A 23,810-nucleotide genomic window follows, 5' to 3' on the forward strand; every position below is an offset into this window, starting at 1 on the left:
TCGGTCAATAGCCCCGTTTTTAATCATCAGTTTTGTAAACACTTTCACTAGGCAGGAAAACGAATGAGTAATTCTTTCAAGCACGCTCTTCAGAGCAGACGCAGCGTTTATGCTATCAATGACAAGAGCCCGATTTCTGATGAGCAGATTCAGGAAATCGTTGATTTCGCACTGATGAATGTTCCATCTGCGTTCAACTCTCAGTCAACACGTCTGGTTCTCCTGCTTGGTGAACAGCACAAGAAGCTCTGGAATGGAATCGTGATGGATACGCTGCGTGCCATCGTTCCTGCTGAAAACTTTGGTCCAACCGAAGCAAAGATCAATTCTTTTGCTGCCGGTTATGGCACAGTACTCTTCTTTGAAGATAATGCTGTTGTTGAAGGTCTGCAGTCCAAGTTTGCCGCCTATGCTGATAACTTCCCATTATGGGCACGCGACACATCAGCCATGCACCAGCTGACAATCTGGACATTGCTTGAAGAGGCTGGCCTTGGCGCATCTCTCCAGCATTACAATCCAATCATTGATGATCAGGTCAAGGAAACATGGGGCCTTGATAAGAAGTGGCACCTGACATCACAGATGGTATTTGGTGGTATTGTTCAGAAGCCGGAAACAGCTCCTGAAAAGCAGCCAGTTGAAGATCGTCGTAAGTTCTTCAAATAAGCTTTTTACAACGGATTATACAACGCGCCGTCATTATTTGCGGCGCGTTTTTTATTTTACCGGCTGCGTCCACCATGGCGTGTTGACCAATCTACCGGATCACTCAGGAATTTTTCAATTTCTGTGCGATCTTCAGGAGAGATAAATTTGCCGTTATCAGCGCGCAGAACATCATCCCAGGTAACCATGGCATGCAGCTTGAGGCCAACGTCCTGCAGGCGTGGGCCGGCACTTTTAAAGACATCGTGATAGAAGATTGTCAGAATATCTTCTAGCTCGGCACCTGCTGCGCGTATACCGCGGGCAAACGCCAGCTTACTGTTTCCGTCAGTTGTCAGGTCATCCATCATCAGAACACGCATGCCCTCTACTGAACCACCTTCAACCTGAGCATTCTGTCCAAAGCCAAGAGAGTGCTTACGGACATAACGCATTTTGATATTGAGGCTGTCAGCAAGCCAGGCACTAAACGGAATACCTGCTGTTTCAGCTCCGATGATGGCATCGAAGTTCTGTGAGCCTAATTCGGATTTGATGAATTCAGTGGCAAGTCTTGTCACTGCTTTTCGAGTTTCTGACTCACCTACCAGAAGGCGGACATCAATATAGACGGGGCTCGCCCAGCCTGCAGCCAGAATGAAAGGTTGTTTTTTACTTATAAAAATAGCTCCTGTTTGGAGCAGGAGCTGTGCGATTTCGCTACCGATTTCAGATCTTGTCATGGCTTTATACTCCCAGAGGGATTGTCGTTCATCATCCATTTGCGGTTGACCGAGCGGCCCAAAGAATCGATGGGCAGAGCCATCGTGCTTAGATACACGCAGAATGAGAGAACAACAACCTCTGAAAGGGATAATCCATTAGTAGGGTGTTATTGTAATGCTTCCCTCATTGCAGCGCGCATGACAGCAATACCAACCAGGAAGTCGTCAATCTCCATGGCCTCGTACGGATTATGTGAGCCATGCTCATTGCGTACAAAGACCATAGCGCTCGGCACACCTGCATTAGAAAAGATAGCCGCATCGTGTCCCGCGCCACTTGGGGTTTCCTCAGGAGGAATACCAAGATTAACGGCGGCACGTTTTAGACGATCAATCCATTCCGGGTCAAGGACAGCCGGTGCTGAAAATACGCGCCGATCAAGCTTGAATTCAACGCCACGTTCTTCACCAATCAGCTGGCATTCGGAGACAAACAGATCATAGAAAGCTTCAAGAGTTTCTGTGTTCTGACTCCTGACTTCAAAGGCAAAACGCACCAGTCCCGGTATACGGGCAAGGGCGTGTTCGCTTGGGTCTGTTCCCATGACGCCGGATGTGACGACGATATCACGCCCACGTTCCAGCAATGTGCGCCAGTGGCGGTCAAGGTGCGTGATGAGCTCGGCTGTTGCGAAAACAGAATCGCGGCGCAACCAGCGTGGAACAGTCCCTGAATGACCTGCTTCACCGATACACTCAACACTGCGATGACGGATATTGCCACGGATGCCGGTTACGATTCCGACTGGCAGGTTACGGGCAACAAGGACAGGGCCCTGTTCAATATGCATTTCAACCCAACCTGCAACGTCCTTAGGATCAAGAAGCGGGATACCCTTCTCGATTTTGTCGACGTCCATGCCAACTTCGCGCATGCACTCGCCCATAGTCTTGCCAGTGGTGTTATCTTTGATCGCAAGATCAGCAGGGGTGAGCATGCCAAACAGGGCACATGACCCCATATAGGCTTTGCCAAAGCGGGCACTCTCTTCACCACGAAGGGCATAGAGCTTGAGATTCCGGCGTGGCTTAAAACCTTCTTCCTTGAAACGGGCAAGAATAGCCAGACCAGCAACAATGCCTGCTCCACCGTCAAAATTACCACCTTGTGGGACCGAGTCGATGTGTGACCCACATGCAAGAAATGGCAGATCAGGCTCTGAGCCTTCGAGGGTGACGATGAGGTTCTGGCCCCCATCATATTCAGTTGGAAAGCCGAGTTCCTGAGCCTTTTTTTCAATAATCTGCAGCGCTTTTGTTTCAAGCTCTGAAAAAGCAAGACGCGTAATGCCGACACCGTCAAAGCTCAGGTCTTTTAAAGCAGCAAACAGTTCTTCAGAAAGCTGGCGGTCGCCCTCATCTTCAATCCTGTAATTATGCTGCTCTGTTTTATTCTCAGTCATTCTTGGGATCCACCCATGCAAGATCGGGTTCGTCAGCTTCTTCTGTGACAACACCATGGATAAGATCACTCACCCGTGGAATACCGCGATGTAAGCAGAAAGTCTCCAAGCCTTCAATGACAGATATCATCGCCGTTGGCTGAAGGAAGGTTGCGGTTCCAACCTGCACGGCACTGGCACCTGCCAGCATATACTCGGCAGCGTCATCTGCCGTTGATATGCCACCACAACCAATCACCGGTATCTTGACTGTTCTGGCGCACTGGAAGACCTGACGCAGGATGATCGGCTTGATTGCCGGGCCGGACAGACCGCCCATGATGTTCCCCAGACATGGTTTAAAAGTCTGGAGGTCAATCGCCATGGAAAGGATGGTGTTGGCAACGACGACCGCATCTGCACCGGCAGCTTCAGTGGCCCGGGCAATTTCTGCAATGTCACCAACATTCGGGGTCAGCTTGACCCAAAGTGGCAGATCAGTTGCTTCACGCAGGGCACGGGTCACGCGTTCGGCAGATGCCGCCTGCATGGCAAAGGCCTTGCCATCTTCTTCAATGTTCGGGCAGGAGATATTGGCTTCAAGGGCCGCGACACCTGCCATGCTCATTTCGCTTGCAAGACTGGCAAAACCCTCAGCCGTAGGTGCAGAGATACTCACCACAAGTGGGGTATCATAGGGTGCATAATACGGCATGGTTTCGTTGACAAAATAATCCACGCCCTTGGAGGGGATACCAATCGCATTGATCATGCTGCCCGGGCGTTCAACGACACGCGGCATCGGATTGCCTGTGCGAAGTTCCCGTGTAATTGTCTTCGTAACCATGGCGCCGAGGCGGTTGAAATCCATGGTCTTTTCAAGACCCTCAGCAAATGTGCCGGAGGCGGGCATGACGGGATTGCGTAGTGTCAGGCCGCCAACCTTTACAGTCATATCGACTTTGTTGCGCTGCTTCATGGAAGAGCCTCCATCAAATCGAATACCGGACCATCCCAGCAGACCCGACGACTGACAATATCACCATTGACGTTGAAGTCGCGAACGCAACAATGGCAAAGGCCAATACCACAGGCCATCTGTTGTTCCATGGCAACCTGACCGGGCAGTGAAAACTCACTGGCAAGACGTTGCTGAACGCGCATCAGACGGCTGGAGCCACAGGTGAAGAATGCATCACAACGACCATCTGCAACAAGCTGGCGCAGAATGCGTTCAACATTGGCTGGTCCGCTGGTAGATTCAGAATCTGTCACTGTAATGACGTCTGCACCCTGCAGTTTGAACAGATCAACAGACACCAGAAGCTCCGGGCGGCGGGCACTGAAGACGGCAGTCACACCAATGCCCATAGCTTTGGCAGCTTCTGCAAGCGGGGCCAGCGTTGCAAGGCCTGCACCGCGGCCAACGGCAACAATATGCTTCCATGAAGGATCAAGGGTAAAGCCAACACCAAGTGGGCCCATGATGTCGAGCTTATCGCCATGCTTCAGGGTTGCAAGTCCGCGTGTTCCTGCACCCGTGACCTTGTAGAGGAATTCAACCTGTTTCTTGATCGGACTAACACCATAAAGGCTCATAGGACGACGCAAGAATGGATGTTCACCTGCAGGAGCTGGACAAAGAAGCTGGAAAAACTGCCCCGGAACAGCCGATGCTGAAATGTCGCTACAGTTAACAACCATATGACGATATTCAGCATTGACTGCGGTGTTCGATACAACTTCAGCCAGCTCTGCTGTGACACTTGCCTGCCAGGCTGGGTTTTTATTGTGTTCAGCAGAGTTGGTCATGTTTTTGATTTACCTTATGACAGTTCGGCGCCGCGGCGTTCTGGGATAAGGAACCACATTGCGATAAGGTCAACGATATAGAGAGCGGATAGCATTGCGATTGCTGTGCTGAAGCCCCACTGCATGGCGATGAAGCCGACGACAACAGGACCAAAACCACCAACACCACGACCGATATTGAACAGAACATTCTGAGCTGTTGCGCGAGCAGATGTTGGGTAGAGTTCGCTGATGAGGGCACCATAGCCGCCAAGCATACCGTTGACGAAGAAGCCCATGATTGCACCAACAATCAGCAGAGCTGTTGCGTCGCTGAGAGTTGAATAGATCAAGATCATGATCGCTGACATGATCATGTAACCAAAGAAGGCTGGACGACGACCTACGCGGTCAGCAATGTGGCCGAATGCGAAGATACCAATGGCCATGCCGATGATTGTGACAGAAGTCCAGATGCCGGATTTCGTCAGATCAAAGCCAAAAGTTTTAGCCAGATAGTTTGGCATCCAGATCATCACGCCATAATAGCCAAAGTTCTGGACTGAGCAGAGAATAACCATACCAAGACTGATTTTGGTTGTTTCCTTGTCCTTGACCAGAAGGTGAAGAGCAGATTCCTTTGGAGCATTCTTCGTATTTTTGACGAATACTTCTGGCTCATGCAGTGAGTAGCGGATGAAGTAGGCTGCAACAGCTGGCAGAACGCCGATAGCAAACATCCAGCGCCAGCCAATGGCAGGAAGGAGAATTGGTGTCAGCATCGCGGCCATCAGAACACCAAGCTGCCAGCCAAGACCGACGTATGAAGATGCACGGGCACGCTTTGAGGCTGGCCATGCTTCCGCAACAAGGGCCATACCAATACCAAACTCACCACCGAGCCCAAGGCCTGCAATGGTACGGTAAAGAAGGAGATCCCAGTAACCCTGAGCAAGAGCACACATACCGGTAAAGACGGCGAACAGAACAATTGTCCATGTCAGAACGCGAATACGGCCGATCCGATCTGAGAGCATACCGAAAACAACGCCACCGATAACGGCACCAATCAGTGTTGCAGTTACAAGGGATGTGCTCTGCGCAGGCGATAAGGCGAGGTCTGCTGAGATTGCTGTGAGCATAAAGCCAAGGATCATAAGGTCGAAGCCATCCATGGCATAACCCAGTGCTGATCCCCATAAGGCTTTCATTGCTTTGCTGTCGACGACATCTGAAGATGCCGGATTGCCCGAGGCATTAATCTGATCGTTGCCCACGCGTTCAGTCCTTCCATAATAGTCAGGCACAGAAAACAAGTAGGCGTAGCCGTTTTGGTTCTGGCCTGTAACTGCGTTACTAGGTCAATAGAGCGATCGCTCTCCCAAAAGGCTTTTAAACCGGGCCAATAGTGTTATACCGCGACCCCCCGCGGGAGAGATGCCATACCGCCGAATTGTGACCCCCGACGAATTGCACAAAAGTATGTTTATGGTGACCAAAACCCGATTGCAATCACTATCTAGACATTATGCGTATGCGACAGATGCACGCTTGTGCAATAATGTTGTGCTTTTGCTGCAATTTTAGGCGTTTTCGTGCGTAAAAATACGAATTAAGTATATTTCGTGCGTGAAACGATAATCAGTTTGCCGTTTTCTTTGCATAAATGTAGAAATGGCACGAGTTAACCAAATCCTCGAAAATCTGTTTAAGGACACCATTAATGTCTCCCGTCATGCTGTTTTACAAAGATGTCCAGGTTCTTTCCCGTGATGAACATCGGGATCTGCGTCTTAAGGGTTCCGAGGGGTTTGATTTTGCAGCCAATACCCATTGGTTGCCTGTTGCTGGTACGGAATTCGCGTCGGCCTGCCGTTCTTACCCTATTGTTTTTGTCAGTGAGGGCAGTGGGGCAGATGAAAAAATAACGGCTATTCTGCTTGTCGGACTACAGCAGGGCTCAAACGATTACGTTGATAATGAAAAGCATTGGCATCCGGGTGCCTATCTGCCAGCTTTTGTTCGGCGATACCCATTTGCTCTTGCTGTGCCGGGTCCAAACGATGAGGGCGGAAAAGGCGACTTTATGGTTTGTTTTGATGCAAGCTTTGCCGGGTTTAATATGGAAGAGGGCGCCCATATTTTCAATGAAGACGGTACGGCTAGTGAATTACTCGAAGGGGTCGTGGAGTTCATGAACGGTTTTCAGAATGATCTGGCGGAAACCAAGAAGTTCGTTGATGAGCTGCGTAGACTGGACTTGCTGGAACGTCGCTCTGCTGAAGTTCGTGGTTCCAATGGCCGCCTTTTCAAAGTTGATGATATTCTGGTTGTCAACGAAAAGAAATTTAATGAATTGAGTGATGCTGAAGTCGGGAAACTGCACAGGCAGCATTATATGGGCTGGATTTATGCCCATCTGATGTCTCTGTCTAACTTGCCGCTTCTGGTTGATCTGCATCGCGGCAAGAAAGGCGAATAAGAAATTCGATGTCCTCAAACGAGTTTCGCATTCGTAAAACTGAGGTGGGAGATGCCTTTTATCTACCACCTGTCGAACGCTCAGCCGGTCAGGTTTTTAAGAGCATTCCTGAGCTCGCATTCATCGCAGATGATCAGATAACAGATGTTGCAGGCCATCTAGCCGCTATTGATGCGGGAAAGTCATGGGTTGCCATCAATATCAGCGACAGCAGTATCATAGGCTTTCTGGTCGGAGAGCAAATTGGTGCTGATTTATATATTGGTGAGTTTTCTGTTGCTGCTCCATGGCAGGGGCAGGGAGTTGGTCGGGCTTTGCTGAAACAGGTTATGCTGGAAGCAAAGAGAGAGGGCTTCTCACGTTTGACCCTGACGACATTCCGAGATGTTTTATGGAACGGGCCATTTTATGGGAAACTCGGGTTCGTAATCCTCTCTAGCGAAAATACAGATGCTTATTTGCGTGATACGCTTAGAGCCGAAGCAGAACATGGTATACCTGTAGAGCAGCGCTGTGCCATGGCCCTGAAGCTCTAATCGGTATTTATCTCGAAGTTTCCAACCTTAGTTCTTGTCTGCGGCTTTTGTTAAAACTGGGCATGCGTTATGCATAAAGCTACAGGTCTATTTGGCGGAAGCCTCAGTCGCAGGAAAAGAATTTATGTCCGAAAACCTCAAAAAAGCTATCGGTTCTGGTGACCATCTTATTCTGGTTGACGGTTCTTCTTATATTTTCCGCGCGTATCACGCTTTGCCTGCCTTGATTCGTAAGGCTGATGGTTTGCCAATTGGTGCTGTTTCTGGCTTCTGTAACATGATGCTGAAGCTGCTGCGAGAGCAGATCAATGGCGGTAAGGCGACACACTTGGCTGTTATTTTTGACAGCTCGCGCATCACATTCCGCAATGAAATTTACTCGCAGTATAAGGCCCACCGCCCAGAGGCCCCAGATGATCTGAAGCCTCAGTTTGCACTTATTCGTGATGCGACGCGAGCCTTTGACCTTGCCTGCATTGAGCAGGAGGGTTTTGAAGCTGATGACCTGATCGCAACCTATTCCCGACAGGCTTGTGAGCGGGGCGCAAAAGTTACAATCGTTGCGTCCGATAAAGACCTTATGCAGCTCGTGCGTGACGGCATCTCAATGTATGACTCTGTCAAAGACCGGGTCGTCGATGAAGCGGTTGTTATCGAGAAATTTGGTGTGCCGCCTGAAAAGGTAATCTACGTTCAGGCGCTGGCTGGAGATTCAACCGATAACGTGCCGGGTGTACCGGGAATAGGAGTAAAAACTGCTGCTCAGCTGGTCTTGGAATATGGTGATCTTGAAACGCTCTTGGCGCATGCTCATGAGATCAAACAGCCCAAGCGTCGTGAAGCCCTGATTAATTTTGCCGAACAGGCCCGTATTTCCGAAAAACTGGTGACCTTGCGGCAGGATGTTCCCGTTGATACGCCTCTTGAAGATCTGGTTGCCCATGATCCGGATCCGCGGCACTTGATCGCCTTTCTAAAGGCAATGGATATGACCACGATCGCCCGTCGGGCATCACAGGTTTACGATATCGATCCAACGGAGATTGAGCCGGACCCACGTATGCTTCCGGGTGGCGAGGGCATCGTCTGGAAAGCACCAGTCCGCAGAGAAACACCTGCTACTGACCTGTTTGTTTCTGCTGCAGAGCCAAATGCAAAAGCCGCATCAAATAAGGTTGATGCCGCACAGAGTGCTGCAATGGCTCTTGCTCTCCAGAACGCAGAAAATATTCGAAAGCTTCCCTTCGATCATAAAAAATATCAGACTGTTCAGGATGTTGAACAGCTCGAGAAATGGGTGGAACGCGCCAGAGAAGTTGGTGTTGTTGCATTTGATACGGAGACGACATCGCTTGATGTCATGCAGGCAGATCTTGTCGGATTTTCACTTGCGGTGACGCCAGGTGAGGCATGCTATGTGCCATTGCAGCATAAGTCTCAGGATGCTGATCTGTTTGGTGATGGCTTCCTTGGCGGACAGATTCCGCTGAAAGATGCCATGGCTGTTCTAAAGCCGCTGCTTGAGGATGAAAGTGTTCTCAAGATCGGGCAGAACATGAAATATGACTGGGTGATCATGAAGCGCTATGGCGCAACTATTGCGCCTTTTGATGACACGATGTTGATTTCTTATGTTCTGGATGCCGGTCGTGGTTCTCATGGCATGGATGAACTGGCCAAGCGGCATCTTGAGTATGCAACCATTCCCTATTCGCAGGTTGCCGGAACGGGCAAAAATGCCATTAGCTTCCAGCGTGTTGATCTGGATAAGGCCACAGCTTACGCAGCTGAAGATGCCGATGTGACCTTGCGCCTTCATATGGTGCTGAAACCTCGGCTCGTCGCTGAAAAACTGACGACTGTCTATGAAACGCTTGAGCGGCCATTGGCTGCTGTCATTGCCCGTATGGAAATGCGTGGTATCAGCATTGATCGTAATATCCTGAGTCGGTTGAGTGGTGACTTTGCGCAGGGTATGGCAGCGCTGGAAGCAGAGATTTATGAGCTGGCTGGTGAAAGTTTCCTTGTTTCTTCACCGAAACAAACGGGTGATATTCTATTTGGAAAACTGGGCCTGCCCGGTGCCAAGAAAACGGCGACAGGCCAATGGGCAACGCCTGCCTCGCTTTTGGAAGAGCTTGCAAGTGCGGGACATGAGCTCCCACGCAAACTGCTTGACTGGCGCCAGCTTGCCAAGCTTAAAACGACCTATACGGACGCTCTACCCGGATATGTGAATCCTGAAACGGATCGGGTTCATACAAGCTTCTCGTTAGGTTCAACCCTGACAGGTCGTTTGGCCTCTTCTGAGCCGAACCTGCAGAATATCCCGGTGCGTAGTGAGGCTGGTCGACAAATTCGAAAAGCATTCATTGCACCAGCCGGACATAAGATTGTATCGGCTGACTACAGTCAGATTGAGCTGCGTGTTCTGGCCCATATGGCTGATATCCCGCAGCTGCAAAAGGCTTTTGCAGATGGGCAGGATATCCACGCGGCAACGGCCTCTGCCATGTTTGGTGTGCCTGTAAATGAAGTAAACAGTGATCTGCGCCGTAGTGCCAAGACGATTAACTTCGGAATTATATATGGCATTTCCGCTTTCGGTTTGGCTCAGAGACTTGGAATTGGAAATGGTGAAGCTGCCAATTTCATCAAACAGTATTTTGAGCGCTTTCCCGGTATTCGCGATTATATCGAAGACATCAAGAAAACCTGCCGCGAAAACGGTTACGTTACGACATTGTTTGGTCGTGTCTGTCATTACCCGCTTATTTTAACGGGTAAACCACAGGAGCGTGCAGCAGTTGAGCGGCAGGCAATCAATGCGCCGATTCAAGGCAGTGCTGCAGATATTATCCGTCGAGCCATGATCCGTATGGATGATGCTTTGAAAGAGGCATCTCTTTCAGCTCAGATGCTTCTGCAGGTGCATGACGAACTTGTCTTCGAAGTTTCCGATGATGAAATTGATAAGACGCTTGCGGTTGTTCGAAAAGTGATGGAGCAGGCTGCCGAACCGGCTGTTTCTCTAAAAGTGCCGCTTGTTGTTGATGCGCGTGCTGCCCAGAACTGGGATGAAGCTCACTGATGCCAGCTTGTGCGTAACGCTGTTCTAAATGAAGAAAAGCAGCGTTACGAGCAGGAAGACTGGCAGTAGAATGGCAAATGACCATATCATGTATGTGAAGAAGTTCGGCATTTTAATGCCGGAACGTCTGGCGATGGCGTAAACCATAAAGTTGGGTGCATTGCCGATATATGTAAGTGCGCCCATGAAAACGGCACCGCAGGAAATAGCACCCAGAGTTTTAGCGCCAACAGTCATGAGTGTCTGCGCATTACCACCCGCAAGTTCAAAGAATACGATGTATGTTGGGGCGTTATCCAGAAAAGCAGATAATCCGCCCGTTAACCAGAAATAGGCAATATTATTTGGGCGGCCATCAGCATGGCTTACCAGTGCAACCAGTGGTGCAAAGGCACCATCTTTACCCGCATTCAGGATAGCGATAACCGGAATGATTGCTGTAAAAATACCAGCAAACAGTTTGGCAACCTCTGTAATAGGTCCCCAGTTGAAATCATTGGTTTCCCGGTCTTCCTTAGGAGTTAAAGCCATTGAGATAAATGCAACAATAATCAAAACGAAATCGCGCATGAGATTGGTAATATCAATCTGGTTATCGGCAATTGTTACCGTACCGAAATCAACAGCCGCACCACTGATGATGGTTAGAATAATCACACCAATCAAGATGAAGTTAATGCCGCCGGTTATCCGCAATGGTCTCTCGGGAGTTGAGTCATGTGGCATAACCCCCTCTTTCTTAAAGAGGGCGCGATCCATCAAATAGAACAAGATAAGAAGAATAGCGCAGATTAAGGCTGTCTCTGGCAGCAGGTGAACGGTTGTCCAGAAAAAGCTGACACCGCGCAGGAAGCCCAGAAACAGAGGCGGATCACCTAACGGGCTAAGGGAACCGCCAATATTGGCAACGAGGAAAATGAAAAACACAATGACGTGCGCATTCTGTTTACGATCATCATTAGCCCGGATAAGTGGGCGGATCATTACCATCGCGGCGCCGGTTGTACCGATAAGGCTTGCAAGGCAGGTACCAATTGCAAGCATTGCAGTATTAAGGCCGGGTGTTCCCTTCAAGTTGCCATGTACAACAATGCCTCCAGACACTGTAAATAATGCAAGTAACAAGAGAATGAAGGGGAAATATTCCAACAGGGCTGCATGTACGAGTGCAGACCACGCTACTCCAGGTCCAAAAAAGACAGCAAGAGGCACAATTGCAAGGAGAGCCCAGAACACTGCAATTTTGCCCATATGCAATTCCCATAACTGATGGGAAATCAGAGGGCATAGAGCTATGGAGAGAAGCATGCCGGCAAATGGAAATGCCCATAAAATGCTGAGCTCTGAACCATTTAAATCTGCGGCAAAAGCCTGCTCAGGTAAAAGAATACAAAAGGTTGCCGCAAAAGTAATCCGGATGAACCAGTTGGAAATAGCGGCTATATTTTGCATTACGACCCTAATGTTCTGAAACTCAAACAATGTTTAAGTTTTGCTTTTATGGCAGATGATGTCTGCGCTGCAAACTACCGCTAGACGATAATAGTTTGTCCGCATGCTACGCAGATGACAATTAGACGCATGAATAACGAATAATGACACTGCCGACAACAACTTAAGAAAGAGGGCTGTTTTTATGTTGTTGCCTCAGGCGAAACTGTCTGTTCGTTTGATGGGGTAACAATATCCTGATCTGATTGATCAAATATCTGACCTTCGCGTTCTGGTTTAACCAGTGGTGCTGGGACTGGCGTATTTCCACGCAAGAGATCGTTACCAGCGTATATGCCTGCCGTCATCTGTATCTGGAAACGTTCATTGTCACGCTGTCTGGTATCTGCGATAATTTCATCAATTTCCTCCGCATCAACGCCGAGCTCCAATAGAGTCTCTTTACTGAATGCCATTGCGGATTCAAAGGTTTCTCTGATCTGGTAATCAACGCCTGCGTGGACAAGCTCAAGGGCGTGGCCGCGATCATATGCCCGGGCAAATATCTTGGTTGCCGGAAATTCTGTTTTGATGAGATTGACGATCTTGTTTGTCGTCTCCGTGCCGGTAACGCAGACAAGTATCATGCTGGCATCTTTTGCGCCGGATGCTTGAAGTACATCAAGTCGCGTGCCATCGCCGTAATAGACTTTTACGCCAAATGTTGATGCGATACGGATCAGCTTTGCATCCGTCTCTATGATTGAGAGATCGTAACCCTTGGCAAGAAGAGGTTGACTGACCATCTGGCCAAAACGGCCAAAGCCGATCAGCAGAATATTGTTGCTGAGCTCTTCAGGTAGATCAATGTCTTTAAGGTCAACCTTGGATTTCTTGATAATTCTCTGCTGTAGCATGAGCACAACAGGCGTCAGTGCCATGGAAATGATAACTGTGGCGCTGAGAGTGGCTGCAGTTCGGGCATCAAAAATGCCGGCGGCTGTTGCGGCTGCATAGAGAACAAATGCAAACTCGCCGCCTTGTGTCAGCAGGGCACCACGGAAGAAGGCTTCACGATGGTTGATGCCGAAGCTGCGGGCTGCAAGATAGACACCGAGAGATTTGAGAAACATGCAGCTGAGGGCGGCGGTGGCAATCAGAACCCAGTTCTCAAGGACAAGCTTGATATCCAGAGACATCCCGACAGCCATAAAGAACAGGCCCAGCAGAATGCCTCGGAAAGGTTCGATATCAATTTCAAGCTGATGACGGAAACTTGATTCAGACAGAAGAACCCCTGCCATGAATGCGCCCATTGCCATTGATAGCCCACTGAGCTCCATTAATAAGGCAGCCCCCAGTACAACCAAAAGTGCGGCAGCTGTCATGACCTCACGGGCACCAGAACTGGCGAGAATGGCAAAGAGCGGATTCAGGAGCCAGATACCTGCAGCAACCATAGAAGCTACTGCACCAACGGCAATCAGGGCGTTGAGCCAGTTGAAACCTTCGCCGCTGGAAAAGGGAGATAGAAATGCAACAATTGCCAGTAACGGCACAATCGATAAATCTTCAAGCAGTAGTGTTGAGATAATCCGCTGGCCCGGAGCTGTTGCCGCCTTGCCCTTCTCTTCCAGTATCTGCATGACAATAGCAGTTGAAGAAAGGACGAACCCCATACTGCCGATGAAGGCAATTGTAAGGGGTATGCCAGCGGTAAAGCCTGCCATGGTCAGTAAAGAGCCACAGAATGAAACCTGTAGGGCCCCCAAGCCAAAAATATCTTTACGCATGCGCCATAGACGGGAAGGCTGCATTTCAATGCCGATCAGAAACAGGAACATGACAACGCCAAGTTCTGCGACATGAAGAATGGAATCGGGATTAGAGAACAGTTTAAGCCCGAATGGGCCGATGGTCAGACCGGCGCAGAGATACCCTAATACGGCACCAAGACCGAGACGTTTAAAAAGCGGGACGGCTACGACACCTGCTGCAAGCAGTGCTACCGCATAAACCAGATCATTGCCGTCGGTTGGTGTTGCCATAGTCTTTAACGTTCTCTAGTTCTTGTGATTGGATATTCGTAGTACAACCGACCTAAGCCCTTTGGGCGTGACCGATATCACCTCGTGTTATGGTTGCTCTGCTTTTTCTCCACTTTCCGGTGCAAGAAATTGAGCCTTTGCCAGCTCGGCAAATAATCCATTCTGTTTCACCAGAGCATCAAAGCTTCCACTTTCTGCAATCTTTCCCTTATCGAAAACAAAGATACGGTCAGCATTGCGAATAGTTGCAAGACGGTGGGCAATCACAAAGGTTGTCCTGCCTTTTGTCATCTCTTCCAGCGCTTTTTGCAGCTTTCTCTCTGTCGTTGCATCAAGAGCGCTGGTGGCTTCGTCCAGAATGACGATTGGTGGGTTCTTCAGCAAGACACGGGAGATGGAAAGCCTTTGTCTCTCACCGCCGGAGAGTGAGCGCCCTCTTTCGCCGATGATCGTATCAAGACCGTCTGACTGTCGCTTAAGAAAGTCGCCTGCTTGTGCACGTTCCATAGCGTCGATGATTTCAGCGTCAGTTGCATTGGGGCGACCAACCAGCATGTTGTCGCGAATGGAGCGGGCAAATAACATTGGCTCCTGAAAGACAACGCCAATGTTATGCCGCAGTGAGTTCAGGGTTACGTTCCGGATATCATCGTTGCCCAGAACAATATGTCCTGACTGTGGGTCGAAAGTGCGGTAAAGAAGCGACAGAGTTGTCGATTTGCCGGAGCCAGTTGAGCCGACAAGGGCAACCGTCTCTCCTGTTTTGACAGTCAGGTTGATATCTTCGACAGCAGGCCTTTTACCGTCATAAGAGAACGAGACATTCTCAAATTTGATTGCACTGATATTACGATCAAGCTGTTTGGCGTTAGGTTTATCCCTAACCTGAGGTGTTGTGTCGAGTATCTCAAAGTATTCCTTGATTTTTGGGGCTTCAAGAAACAGCTGGTTGATGAAGCCGGAGACCTGCTGCAGGTAACCAATCAGAAGGGTTGCCAGATTCATGAAGGCAACGATCTGACCAATTGTTGCCTGATCCCGGATATGCAGCCAGACACCAACAAGAAAGATGGCCATAACGGTGAGTGTTGAAGCTGCACGCGTGGCGATCGTCACAACTGCCCACCATGACAGAACCGGCATCTGCACGCGCAGAAGTGAATCAATGATGTCTCTTAAAGCCCGGCCTTCAGCCTGAATACGGGTGAAAGACTGGATGACCGGAATATTACCAAAGGCATCTGAAACATAACCCGCAAGATTGGAGCGATGTTGCTCGACTTCATCCTGCATGGTCAGGGTTTTATGTAGAACCAGGGTTGTACTGACAGCAAACACAATGACCAGAATGATCAGCAGAAGCCCAAGCTGCCAGTTCATGAATAGTGTCAGGGGGAGTAAAACGATGAGAGCGATGAGAGCTGCAAGATGGCTTCGGAAAAAGCCAAGCCATAGCCATGCCATGGCACTGGTTCCATCAAGCATGACTTTCAGAACTTTACCGGAGTGAGCTTCTGAGTGGAATGATAAGGGAAGTTCCAGCACATGCTCAAAGTAATTTGCCATGGCCGTGCAGCGGTGCCTGTGAGAAAGGCGATCGGCAAAAAGAGCCACGGTGACACCACCGCCAATCGTGAATAGCCCAAATAGTGCCCATGCGAGAACAAGTGGTAGCAGCTCGCCAAAAGTAATCTTGGTGGCGTTGCCGACTGCTGTGGTCATGACGTCGATGATCCGACCAAAAAGGACAGGCTCGGCAAAAGCTGCAAGTGCCAGTGCAATATTGGCGATTGCCAATATACTTCCGACAAAAGAATCAGAACCAAGCTCTTTTAACACACGCCAGTAGAGACGGGTTAAGCCCATGATATCCTGCCTGTTTCATTTAGGGGGTATTGATCGTAGGATAAACCTTTCCTCCTTGAGGAGATAGGCCTATTTTCATCTTTGAAAAGGGTTTTAAAATGCAAAAAAGCCCCGGCTTTGACACCGGGGCTTTCTGTTTTTTATTCCTTTGTTCAGATTTTTGGCATTGAGTTCTTCACTTCGTCATCAACATAAGCTTCAAACGTTGTGAAGTTTTCACGGAACATGCCGACCAGTCGTTTGGCAGTTGCTTCATAATCACTCTTGTCGGCCCATGTCAGGGCAGGATTCAGGATTGTGGTATCAATATCATGAACCGCAGTCGGAACCTGGAAACCGAAATATGGATCGTTACGGAATTCCGATTTCGTCAGGGAACCATCAAGAGCTGCTGTCAGCAGTCCGCGTGTGACCTTGATTGGCATACGGTGACCGACACCATATTTACCACCGGTCCAGCCTGTATTCACCAGCCAGCAGCGAACATTGTACTTCGCGATGTAATCACGCAGCAGGTTGCCGTAGACGGATGGATGGCGCGGAATGAATGGTGCGCCAAAGCAGGTTGAGAATGTTGCTTCGGGCTCTGTCACACCCTTTTCTGTACCGGCAACCTTGGCGGTATAACCCGAAAGGAAGTGATACATTGCCTGTGCAGGTGACAGAAGCGAGATCGGAGGCAGGACACCGAAAGCATCACATGTCAGCATGATGATGTTCTTCGGAATAGGTGCCTGACCGGTCAGGCTTGCATTCGGGATGAATTCAAGCGGATAGGCGCAACGGGTGTTTTCTGTTTTTGAATTGTCGTTGAAGTCTGGACGACGGGTGACCGGGTCAATGACAACGTTCTCAAGAACAGTACCAAAACGCTCGGTTGTTGCGTAAATCTCAGGCTCCGCTTCACGGGAGAGGTTGATGGTCTTTGCGTAACAGCCACCTTCAAAGTTGAAGATACCGCGATTACTCCAGCCGTGCTCGTCATCGCCAATCAGTGTTCGTTTAGGATCAGCCGACAGCGTTGTTTTACCTGTGCCGGAGAGGCCGAAGAAGACGGCTGAATCATCATTGTTGCCGACGTTCGCTGAGCAATGCATTGGCATGACAGACTTTGGCGGCAAGGTGTAGTTCAGGAATGTGAAGACCGATTTCTTGATTTCACCGGCATAGGACGACCCGCCAATCAGGACGATGTTACGGGTAAAATCACAGGCAATCACAGTTTCAGAGCGGCAACCATGACGCTTCGGATCTGCCTTGAAGGATGGCAGGTCAATGATTGTCAGTTCTGGTGCAAAACCTGCCAGCTCTGACTGATCTGGGCGGATCAGGAGGTTGCGAATGAACAGTGAGTGCCATGCGTATTCCGTGAATACGCGTGTCTTCACTCGATATTCCGGGTCAGCTCCGCCGTAGAGATCTTGAGCAAACAGCTCTTTGCCTTCGGCATGCTTGATGAAATCTTCGAACAGCGTATCGAACTGTTCCGGGGTTATAGCGCCATTGTTATCCCACCAGATTGCCTTTTCAGTATTCTGGTCGCGGACAATGAATTTATCTTTTGGAGAGCGGCCTGTATGCACTCCTGTGTCGGCAATAAGAGCGCCACCGGCAACAAGTTGGGCTTCCTGACGGGCGAGGGCGTGCTCGTACAGCCGTGGGGCGACATGATTCCAGTAGACACACTTCAGGTTTTTGAAGCCTGAACGATCTGCTCCATTCGCAGCGTTGAAGATACCAATATTTTCCAAGATATTTTCCTCCAGTAGCTGTTGGGTGGTGTCCGGCAACCTGCGGAGCTTAAAATAACCCCCTGCTATAATAGCGCTATTCTTTTGCTGGAAAAAAGCCCTTTCTTTCGGGCATTAATCCCTGACACCCCTATAGTATAAATTGTTAGGTAAAAGCTACTGCCTTGGTATTAGCCATCCGACTAGCATGGAGGTATTTAAAAACAGAAAAATACTGCCACAAGAAAAACTTATTTCCCTGTATCTATCTCGCCCCCTGTAAAACTTTATGGCAGAATACATATATAACTCGTGTGAGTTTGATTTTTGAGGAAGCCTATATGCCAACCATTGCTCTTGTTGATGATGACCGTAATATCCTGACGTCGGTTTCCATTGCGCTTGAAGCGGAGGGATATCGTATTCAGACATATACGGATGGTGCATCTGCATTGGACGGTCTGACACAGTCTCCACCTGATCTGGCAATTTTTGATATCAAAATGCCACGCATGGATGGAATGGAGCTTCTGCGCCGGTTCCGTCAGAAATCAGACATGCCGGTCATCTTCCTGACCTCGAAGGATGAAGAGATTGATGAGCTCTTCGGCCTCAAAATGGGGGCTGATGACTTTATTCGCAAACCTTTCTCTCAAAGACTTCTGGTTGAACGTGTCAAAGCTGTTTTGAGACGTGCGGCCCCGCGTGATCAGGCTGCCGTGCGCGAGGCGGATGCCAAGGCCTTAGAGCGTGGTCAGCTAAAAATGGATCCGGAACGTCATACTTGTACATGGCAGGGCGAACCGGTGATTCTGACCGTGACAGAATTCCTGATTCTGCAGGCCCTTGCTCAGCGTCCGGGTGTTGTGAAAAGCCGCAATGCCCTGATGGATGCTGCTTATGATGATCAGGTCTATGTTGATGACCGCACAATAGATAGTCATATCAAACGTCTGCGTAAGAAATTCCGTCTGGTTGATAAAGATTTTGATATGATTGAGACACTGTATGGTGTTGGCTATCGCTTCAAGGAAGCATGATAGAAGCTGGTTCTCAAATATACCGCGGAAAGCTTTTCTGCGGTATCATTACCGGTATATAAAATAGCCGGTAAATGGGGTCTGTTATATGGCGGCGGAACAATCTGGTAATACGGAGGCAGGGCAACGGGCCATTCCGCCACGTGGTCTGGTAAAGCTGCGCAAATTTTGGCGCAGCATTGTTGTGCGTGCTTCTTCAAGCCTGACACGCCGCATTGTTGTTCTTAATCTTGCAGGACTGTTCGCATTACTGCTTGGCTTTCTCTATCTGAACCAGTTCAGAGAAGGCCTGATTGAGGCACGTGTTCAGAGCCTGCTGACCCAAGGTGAAATTATTGCCGGTGCCATTGCCTCATCCGCAACTGTTGATACGGATACCATTACAATTGATCCAGACAAGCTTTTGCAGATGCAGGCCGGTGAAACATTGGGGCTTGGTGATGATGCCGTTTCTCCTCTGGAGTTCTCCCTGAATCCTGAGCGTGTTGCACCATTATTACGTCGGTTGGTAACGCCGACCCGCACGCGTGCCAGAATTTATGATCGCGATGGTGTTATGTTGTTGGATACGCGGGCTTTTTATTCCCGCGGTGATATCTTCAGCTTTAACCTCCCGCCTGTTAACGGGCGTAAACATCCTTCATGGTTTCAGGAGACCTGGTCCGCTATCCGTGCCTGGTTCAACGGTATGCCAAAGAATGTTGATGACCTTGAGGCGATTGACGGGCTGAAGTTCTCTGAAGTCAGCGACGCTTTAAGAGGTAAGCGCCAGTATGAAGTCCGCGTTAATGGTCATGGCGAAACAATAGTTTCGGTTGCCGTTCCTGTTCAACGTTATCGCTCTGTGAGGGGAGCCTTGCTTCTGTCAACGCAAGGTGGTGATATTGACGGCATTATTAGCGCGGAACGTATGGCCCTTGTCCGCATCTTCCTTGTTGCTGCTGCGGTTATGATTGTTCTGTCGATGGTTCTGGCCGGTGCAATTGTCGGCCCGGTTCGCAAGCTTGCCGAGGCGGCAGAACGCGTGCGCAAAGGCGTACGACTGCGGCAGGAAATTCCAGACTTTACAGACCGTTCTGATGAAATCGGGCATTTGTCTGGTGCGCTGAGAGATATGACACATGCGCTTTATAACCGGATCGAGGCCATTGAGCGTTTTGCGGCGGATGTCGCGCATGAGCTTAAAAACCCGCTGACATCATTACGCAGTGCAACGGAAACACTCCCTCTGGCCCGTAATGATGAATCCCGGGAACGGCTGATGGCAATCATCCAGCATGATGTGAGCCGTCTGGATCGCCTGATAACTGACATTTCTGATGCGTCCCGCCTTGATGCAGAGCTTGTTCGGCAGGATGCAGAAGTGATTGATATCGGGCAGCTTCTTGAGGCTGTTGTTGGTGTTGCACAAGAGCGTCGGGCTGAGCATGAGCCTAATATTGTACTGACAATAGATTCCGATAAATCCGGAAATAATCTGTATCAGGTTCTTGGCCATGATAGCCGTCTTGGGCAGGTTGTCAGCAACCTTATAGATAACGCGACATCCTTCTCACCTCCTGATGCGACAATTGATATTCATCTCTCCCGCAAAGAGCAGATGGTTGAGATTACAGTTGAAGATGAAGGGCCCGGTATCCCGCCTCATGCACTTGAGCGCGTTTTTGAGCGCTTCTACACCGACCGTCCTGATCAGGGTTTTGGTCAGAATTCGGGTCTTGGATTATCAATCTCACGCCAGATTATTGAGGCATATCGTGGAACGCTTACCGTTGAAAATCTGGTAAAACCAGGCGGCTCGGAGGATGATCCGGAAGATAGAAAAGGGGCACGGTTTATTATCAAATTACCGGTTTATATTGCTCCAAAACCAAGCCGTAACGCCAAGGCTGCAAAAAAATGAAGCCGGAGCGATCAACAATACATGCCAATTGCATTCTTATTGACGATATTGGTGTTTTGATCCGGGGGAATACTGGTTCGGGAAAGTCAACAGTTTCGAGAAAACTGATAGCTGCAGCACAGGCCAGCAGCATGTTTGGATGTCTTGTCAGTGATGATCGTACAAGGCTGGAAGTTCAGCATGGTCGTCTGATTGCACGTCCGGTAGAGATGATCAGCGGGCTTATTGAAATTCGTGGAGTTGGTATTGTTAAAGTGCCCTCTGAAGAAGCTGCCGTTATCAGACTGGTTATTGACCTGACTGAACAGGCGCCTCGTATGCCGGAAGAAGGGGCGGAAACGGTTAATCTGCTTGGTGTCAAATTGCCGCATCTTGTTTGGCTCAAAAATGACGATATTGCCTCTTATATTCTGGATGTCGTCAAAGGTACTGCAACAGGTGCTGATGGCGTTCACATTGATTTTAAAAGACTTTTATAGCGTATAAGTTTATAATTCCTGCGATATAGACACAAAAATAACAGGTCTATATACAAAAGGATATGTATATGAAAAGTAAGGTTTTTTCGGTTTTTAAGATACTTTTTTAGAATTAATTGTAATTAGCCTCTTGAACTTGGCGCGCCATTGACGAAAATAAGCGCCCGCCCCAAGGGGTGTTGGGATTTGGATTGCTATGATAGGTATGGTGCTCGTCACCCACGGCCATCTGGCGCTGGAGTTTAAAGCAGCGTTGGAGCATGTGGTCGGTACACAAGAACAGCTCGAAACGATTACGATCGGTCCCGAGGACGATATGGAATCTCGTCGTAAGGATATTATGGAGGCTGTGTGCCGCGTTAATTCCGGGCAGGGTGTTGTCGTTTTGACAGATATGTTCGGTGGAACCCCTTCAAATCTTGCGCTCTCATGCATGAGCAACAAGCTTGTAGAAGTCGTTGCCGGTATAAACCTGCCAATGCTCATTAAATTTGCAAGCGTCCGTGAGCATGAAACACTGGAAGATGCCGTCCTGCATGCGCAGGAAGCAGGGCGCAAGTACATCAACGTTGCGTCCCGTGTTTTAGCGGGTAAATAATCAACGAATTTTCTGGGTGGGCACAAGAATGACAGATGGTGCAAATCATAACGCGGGTGATTGTGACTGCCCTCCGGTAACTGTGCCAGAGGGCGCACTTGTCCGTGAATTAAAGATTGTCAATCGCAAGGGATTGCATGCCCGTGCTTCGGCAAAGTTTGTCCAGACTTCAGAAAGCTTTAATGCAACAGTCGCGGTAACGCGCTGTGGTGAGACTGTTGGTGGTTCTTCCATCATGGGCCTGCTGACTTTGGCTGCAGCCCAAGGCACCACCATTACGGTTGTCACGTCCGGTGAGCAGGCGGAAGCCTGTCTGGAAGCCTTGTCTGATCTCGTTTCTAACCGTTTTGGTGAAGACGAATAATTTTTGATATAAAGAAATCTTTATGTCTTTATTGAACTGTGTGCCGCATTCTGTTACACAGTGAGTGAATTTTATTGCTCAAACCATTTCAGGAATAGAACATGTCAAACGACTACGTCGTGAAGGATATTGGCCTCGCCGATTGGGGCCGTAAGGAAATTTCCATCGCTGAAACAGAAATGCCGGGCCTGATGGCTATTCGTGAAGAATATGCTTCAAGCCAGCCACTTAAAGGCGCTCGCATTACTGGCTCACTGCATATGACCATTCAGACAGCTGTTCTGATTGAGACACTGGCAACTCTTGGTGCTGATATCCGCTGGGCTTCATGCAATATCTATTCAACTCAGGATCACGCAGCAGCTGCCATCGCAGCTAGCGGTATTCCGGTTTTTGCCGTTAAGGGTGAAAGCCTGACAGATTACTGGAACTACACCCGCAAAATCCTTGAATGGGGTGATGGCGGTACACCAAACATGATTCTCGACGATGGTGGCGATGTCACCATGCTGGTTCATCTGGGTCTGCGCGCTGAGCAGGGTGATACAGCATTCCTCGACAAGCCAGGCTCTGAAGAAGAAGAGATCCTGTTTGCTCTGATCCGTCGTACACTGACGGAAAAGCCAGGCTGGTTCGCTGAACTTGCCAAGAACATTCGCGGTGTTTCCGAAGAAACAACAACAGGTGTTCATCGTCTTTATGCCATGGCCAAGGAAGGCAAGCTGCTCTTCCCTGCCATCAACGTCAACGACTCTGTCACAAAGTCCAAGTTCGACAACCTTTATGGCTGCCGTGAATCTCTGGTTGACGGTATCCGCCGTGGTACGGACGTTATGATGTCCGGTAAGGTTGCCATGGTTGCTGGTTTCGGTGACGTTGGTAAGGGTTCTGCCGCATCTCTGCGTAATGCAGGTTGCCGCGTTCTGGTTTCTGAAGTTGATCCGATCTGCGCCCTTCAGGCTGCGATGGAAGGCTATGAAGTCACAACAATGGAAGATGCCGCTCCGCGTGCTGACATCTTTGTCACCGCAACAGGTAACAAGGACATCATCCGTATCGAACATATGCGCGCCATGAAGGATCGTGCCATTGTTTGTAACATCGGTCACTTCGATAACGAGATTCAGGTTGCTTCACTTCAGAACCTGACATGGAACAACATCAAACCTCAGGTTGATGAAATTTCATTCCCGGATGGCAAGCGCATCATTCTTCTGTCCGAAGGTCGTCTCGTCAATCTGGGTAACGCAACAGGTCATCCATCCTTCGTGATGTCTGCATCCTTTGCAAACCAGACACTGGCTCAGATTGAGCTGTTCCAGAAGTCAGACAAGTATGAAAATCAGGTCTATACTCTGCCGAAGTTCCTTGACGAGAAGGTTGCCATGCTGCACCTCGCCAAGATCGGTGTGAAGCTGACAAAGCTCAGCAAGGAACAGGCTGACTATATCGGTGTGAAGGTTGAAGGTCCGTTTAAGTCAGACCACTACCGTTACTGATTTCAGTTTTTAAAAGTCACAGGCCCGGCAGTTTTGCCGGGCTTTTTTGTTTCAAACAGAGATTGTTCTGGAAAAGGGTGGAAGAGTAGGTGGATGACCTTTTCTTTCGCTTCTGGCATTTAGCATAGGCGGGTTAA

19 protein-coding genes are annotated in these 23,810 nt (G+C 49.3%); 10 read left to right on the forward strand and 9 right to left on the reverse strand.

Annotated features, from left to right (window positions below; all coding sequences use genetic code 11):
• The first annotated feature begins 63 nt into the window (after positions 1-63).
• Positions 64-669: a nitroreductase family protein gene (locus WJT86_RS02500; RefSeq protein WP_346335906.1), complete on the forward strand. Its 606-nt coding sequence runs from the start codon at positions 64-66 to the stop codon at positions 667-669.
• Between the two features lie 56 nt (positions 670-725).
• Here the strand turns inward: WJT86_RS02500 and WJT86_RS02505 are convergent, their stop codons facing one another.
• The 5 genes from WJT86_RS02505 to WJT86_RS02525 form a co-directional block, all read right to left on the reverse strand.
• A complete protein-coding gene (locus WJT86_RS02505; RefSeq protein ID WP_346335907.1) occupies positions 726-1,391 on the reverse strand; it encodes an orotate phosphoribosyltransferase in 666 nt (221 codons plus the stop codon).
• Positions 1,392-1,540: 149 nt separating this feature from the next.
• Positions 1,541-2,836 (reverse strand): Zn-dependent hydrolase, encoded by a 1,296-nt coding sequence (locus WJT86_RS02510; protein ID WP_346335908.1) that lies wholly within the window; start codon positions 2,834-2,836, stop codon positions 1,541-1,543.
• Positions 2,829-3,794, reverse strand: a complete 966-nt coding sequence (locus WJT86_RS02515; protein ID WP_346335909.1) for a dihydroorotate dehydrogenase — start codon at positions 3,792-3,794, stop codon at positions 2,829-2,831. The genes WJT86_RS02510 and WJT86_RS02515 overlap by 8 nt, the downstream gene beginning before the upstream one ends.
• Positions 3,791-4,627 (reverse strand): dihydroorotate dehydrogenase electron transfer subunit, encoded by an 837-nt coding sequence (locus tag WJT86_RS02520; RefSeq protein ID WP_346335910.1) that lies wholly within the window; start codon positions 4,625-4,627, stop codon positions 3,791-3,793. Before WJT86_RS02520 ends, WJT86_RS02515 begins: the two co-directional genes overlap by 4 nt.
• 14 nt (positions 4,628-4,641) lie before the next feature.
• Positions 4,642-5,883, reverse strand: a complete 1,242-nt coding sequence (locus WJT86_RS02525) for an MFS transporter (protein WP_346335911.1) — start codon at positions 5,881-5,883, stop codon at positions 4,642-4,644.
• A gap of 446 nt (positions 5,884-6,329) precedes the next feature.
• Between WJT86_RS02525 and WJT86_RS02530 the strand changes: the two genes are divergently transcribed.
• From WJT86_RS02530 to polA, 3 genes are all read left to right on the forward strand, one after another.
• On the forward strand, positions 6,330-7,088 hold the full coding sequence (locus WJT86_RS02530; RefSeq protein WP_346335912.1) for a SapC family protein: 759 nt from the start codon (positions 6,330-6,332) through the stop codon (positions 7,086-7,088).
• Positions 7,089-7,096: 8 nt separating this feature from the next.
• Complete coding sequence (locus WJT86_RS02535; RefSeq protein WP_346335913.1) at positions 7,097-7,624, forward strand: GNAT family N-acetyltransferase; 528 nt, start codon at positions 7,097-7,099, stop codon at positions 7,622-7,624.
• A gap of 124 nt (positions 7,625-7,748) precedes the next feature.
• Positions 7,749-10,715 carry a DNA polymerase I gene (polA, locus tag WJT86_RS02540; protein WP_346335914.1) on the forward strand — a complete coding sequence of 989 codons (2,967 nt, stop codon included), beginning with the start codon at positions 7,749-7,751 and terminating at the stop codon, positions 10,713-10,715.
• Between the two features lie 24 nt (positions 10,716-10,739).
• On the opposite strand, the gene WJT86_RS02545 is transcribed toward polA, so the two are convergent.
• The 4 genes from WJT86_RS02545 to WJT86_RS02560 form a co-directional block, all read right to left on the reverse strand.
• Complete coding sequence (locus WJT86_RS02545; protein WP_346335915.1) at positions 10,740-12,167, reverse strand: sodium:proton antiporter; 1,428 nt, start codon at positions 12,165-12,167, stop codon at positions 10,740-10,742.
• 182 nt (positions 12,168-12,349) lie between these two features.
• On the reverse strand, positions 12,350-14,194 hold the full coding sequence (locus WJT86_RS02550) for a monovalent cation:proton antiporter-2 (CPA2) family protein (RefSeq protein ID WP_346335916.1): 1,845 nt from the start codon (positions 14,192-14,194) through the stop codon (positions 12,350-12,352).
• 87 nt (positions 14,195-14,281) lie between these two features.
• A complete protein-coding gene (locus tag WJT86_RS02555; protein ID WP_346335917.1) occupies positions 14,282-16,060 on the reverse strand; it encodes a glucan ABC transporter ATP-binding protein/ permease in 1,779 nt (592 codons plus the stop codon).
• Positions 16,061-16,212: 152 nt separating this feature from the next.
• Positions 16,213-17,811, reverse strand: a complete 1,599-nt coding sequence (locus WJT86_RS02560) for a phosphoenolpyruvate carboxykinase (RefSeq protein ID WP_346335918.1) — start codon at positions 17,809-17,811, stop codon at positions 16,213-16,215.
• Between the two features lie 320 nt (positions 17,812-18,131).
• Between WJT86_RS02560 and WJT86_RS02565 the strand changes: the two genes are divergently transcribed.
• The 6 genes from WJT86_RS02565 to ahcY all read left to right on the forward strand — a co-directional run bounded on the left by WJT86_RS02565 (position 18,132) and on the right by ahcY (position 23,673).
• Positions 18,132-18,830, forward strand: a complete 699-nt coding sequence (locus tag WJT86_RS02565; protein ID WP_346335919.1) for a response regulator transcription factor — start codon at positions 18,132-18,134, stop codon at positions 18,828-18,830.
• Positions 18,831-18,918: 88 nt separating this feature from the next.
• Positions 18,919-20,733 carry a stimulus-sensing domain-containing protein gene (locus tag WJT86_RS02570; RefSeq protein ID WP_346335920.1) on the forward strand — a complete coding sequence of 605 codons (1,815 nt, stop codon included), beginning with the start codon at positions 18,919-18,921 and terminating at the stop codon, positions 20,731-20,733.
• Positions 20,730-21,212 carry an HPr kinase/phosphorylase gene (locus WJT86_RS02575; RefSeq protein WP_346335921.1) on the forward strand — a complete coding sequence of 161 codons (483 nt, stop codon included), beginning with the start codon at positions 20,730-20,732 and terminating at the stop codon, positions 21,210-21,212. The genes WJT86_RS02570 and WJT86_RS02575 overlap by 4 nt, the downstream gene beginning before the upstream one ends.
• Before the next feature lie 196 nt (positions 21,213-21,408).
• On the forward strand, positions 21,409-21,810 hold the full coding sequence (locus WJT86_RS02580; protein ID WP_346335922.1) for a PTS sugar transporter subunit IIA: 402 nt from the start codon (positions 21,409-21,411) through the stop codon (positions 21,808-21,810).
• Between the two features lie 28 nt (positions 21,811-21,838).
• Complete coding sequence (locus WJT86_RS02585; RefSeq protein ID WP_346335923.1) at positions 21,839-22,174, forward strand: HPr family phosphocarrier protein; 336 nt, start codon at positions 21,839-21,841, stop codon at positions 22,172-22,174.
• Between the two features lie 101 nt (positions 22,175-22,275).
• Positions 22,276-23,673: an adenosylhomocysteinase gene (gene ahcY, locus WJT86_RS02590; RefSeq protein ID WP_346335924.1), complete on the forward strand. Its 1,398-nt coding sequence runs from the start codon at positions 22,276-22,278 to the stop codon at positions 23,671-23,673.
• Positions 23,674-23,810: the final 137 nt, after the last annotated feature.

The organism is Hohaiivirga grylli, from assembly GCF_039655745.1.
In the GTDB taxonomy this organism is placed as follows: Bacteria; Pseudomonadota; Alphaproteobacteria; order Rhizobiales; family Beijerinckiaceae; genus Hohaiivirga; species Hohaiivirga grylli.

Excerpts from the sequence above, each read along its gene's own strand:
- WJT86_RS02535 (WP_346335913.1), top strand. The coding sequence starts at position 7,097 with ATGTCCTCAAACGAGTTTCGCATTCGTAAAACTGAGGTGGGAGATGCC.
- WJT86_RS02550 (WP_346335916.1), bottom strand. The coding sequence starts at position 14,194 with ATGGCAACACCAACCGACGGCAATGATCTGGTTTATGCGGTAGCACTG.
- WJT86_RS02580 (WP_346335922.1), top strand. The coding sequence starts at position 21,409 with ATGATAGGTATGGTGCTCGTCACCCACGGCCATCTGGCGCTGGAGTTT.
- WJT86_RS02530 (WP_346335912.1), top strand. The coding sequence starts at position 6,330 with ATGTCTCCCGTCATGCTGTTTTACAAAGATGTCCAGGTTCTTTCCCGT.
- WJT86_RS02570 (WP_346335920.1), top strand. The coding sequence starts at position 18,919 with ATGGCGGCGGAACAATCTGGTAATACGGAGGCAGGGCAACGGGCCATT.
- WJT86_RS02545 (WP_346335915.1), bottom strand. The coding sequence starts at position 12,167 with ATGCAAAATATAGCCGCTATTTCCAACTGGTTCATCCGGATTACTTTT.
- WJT86_RS02555 (WP_346335917.1), bottom strand. The coding sequence starts at position 16,060 with ATGGGCTTAACCCGTCTCTACTGGCGTGTGTTAAAAGAGCTTGGTTCT.
- WJT86_RS02510 (WP_346335908.1), bottom strand. The coding sequence starts at position 2,836 with ATGACTGAGAATAAAACAGAGCAGCATAATTACAGGATTGAAGATGAG.
- WJT86_RS02565 (WP_346335919.1), top strand. The coding sequence starts at position 18,132 with ATGCCAACCATTGCTCTTGTTGATGATGACCGTAATATCCTGACGTCG.
- WJT86_RS02575 (WP_346335921.1), top strand. The coding sequence starts at position 20,730 with ATGAAGCCGGAGCGATCAACAATACATGCCAATTGCATTCTTATTGAC.
- WJT86_RS02520 (WP_346335910.1), bottom strand. The coding sequence starts at position 4,627 with ATGACCAACTCTGCTGAACACAATAAAAACCCAGCCTGGCAGGCAAGT.
- polA (WP_346335914.1), top strand. The coding sequence starts at position 7,749 with ATGTCCGAAAACCTCAAAAAAGCTATCGGTTCTGGTGACCATCTTATT.
- ahcY (WP_346335924.1), top strand. The coding sequence starts at position 22,276 with ATGTCAAACGACTACGTCGTGAAGGATATTGGCCTCGCCGATTGGGGC.
- WJT86_RS02505 (WP_346335907.1), bottom strand. The coding sequence starts at position 1,391 with ATGACAAGATCTGAAATCGGTAGCGAAATCGCACAGCTCCTGCTCCAA.
- WJT86_RS02515 (WP_346335909.1), bottom strand. The coding sequence starts at position 3,794 with ATGAAGCAGCGCAACAAAGTCGATATGACTGTAAAGGTTGGCGGCCTG.
- WJT86_RS02500 (WP_346335906.1), top strand. The coding sequence starts at position 64 with ATGAGTAATTCTTTCAAGCACGCTCTTCAGAGCAGACGCAGCGTTTAT.
- WJT86_RS02585 (WP_346335923.1), top strand. The coding sequence starts at position 21,839 with ATGACAGATGGTGCAAATCATAACGCGGGTGATTGTGACTGCCCTCCG.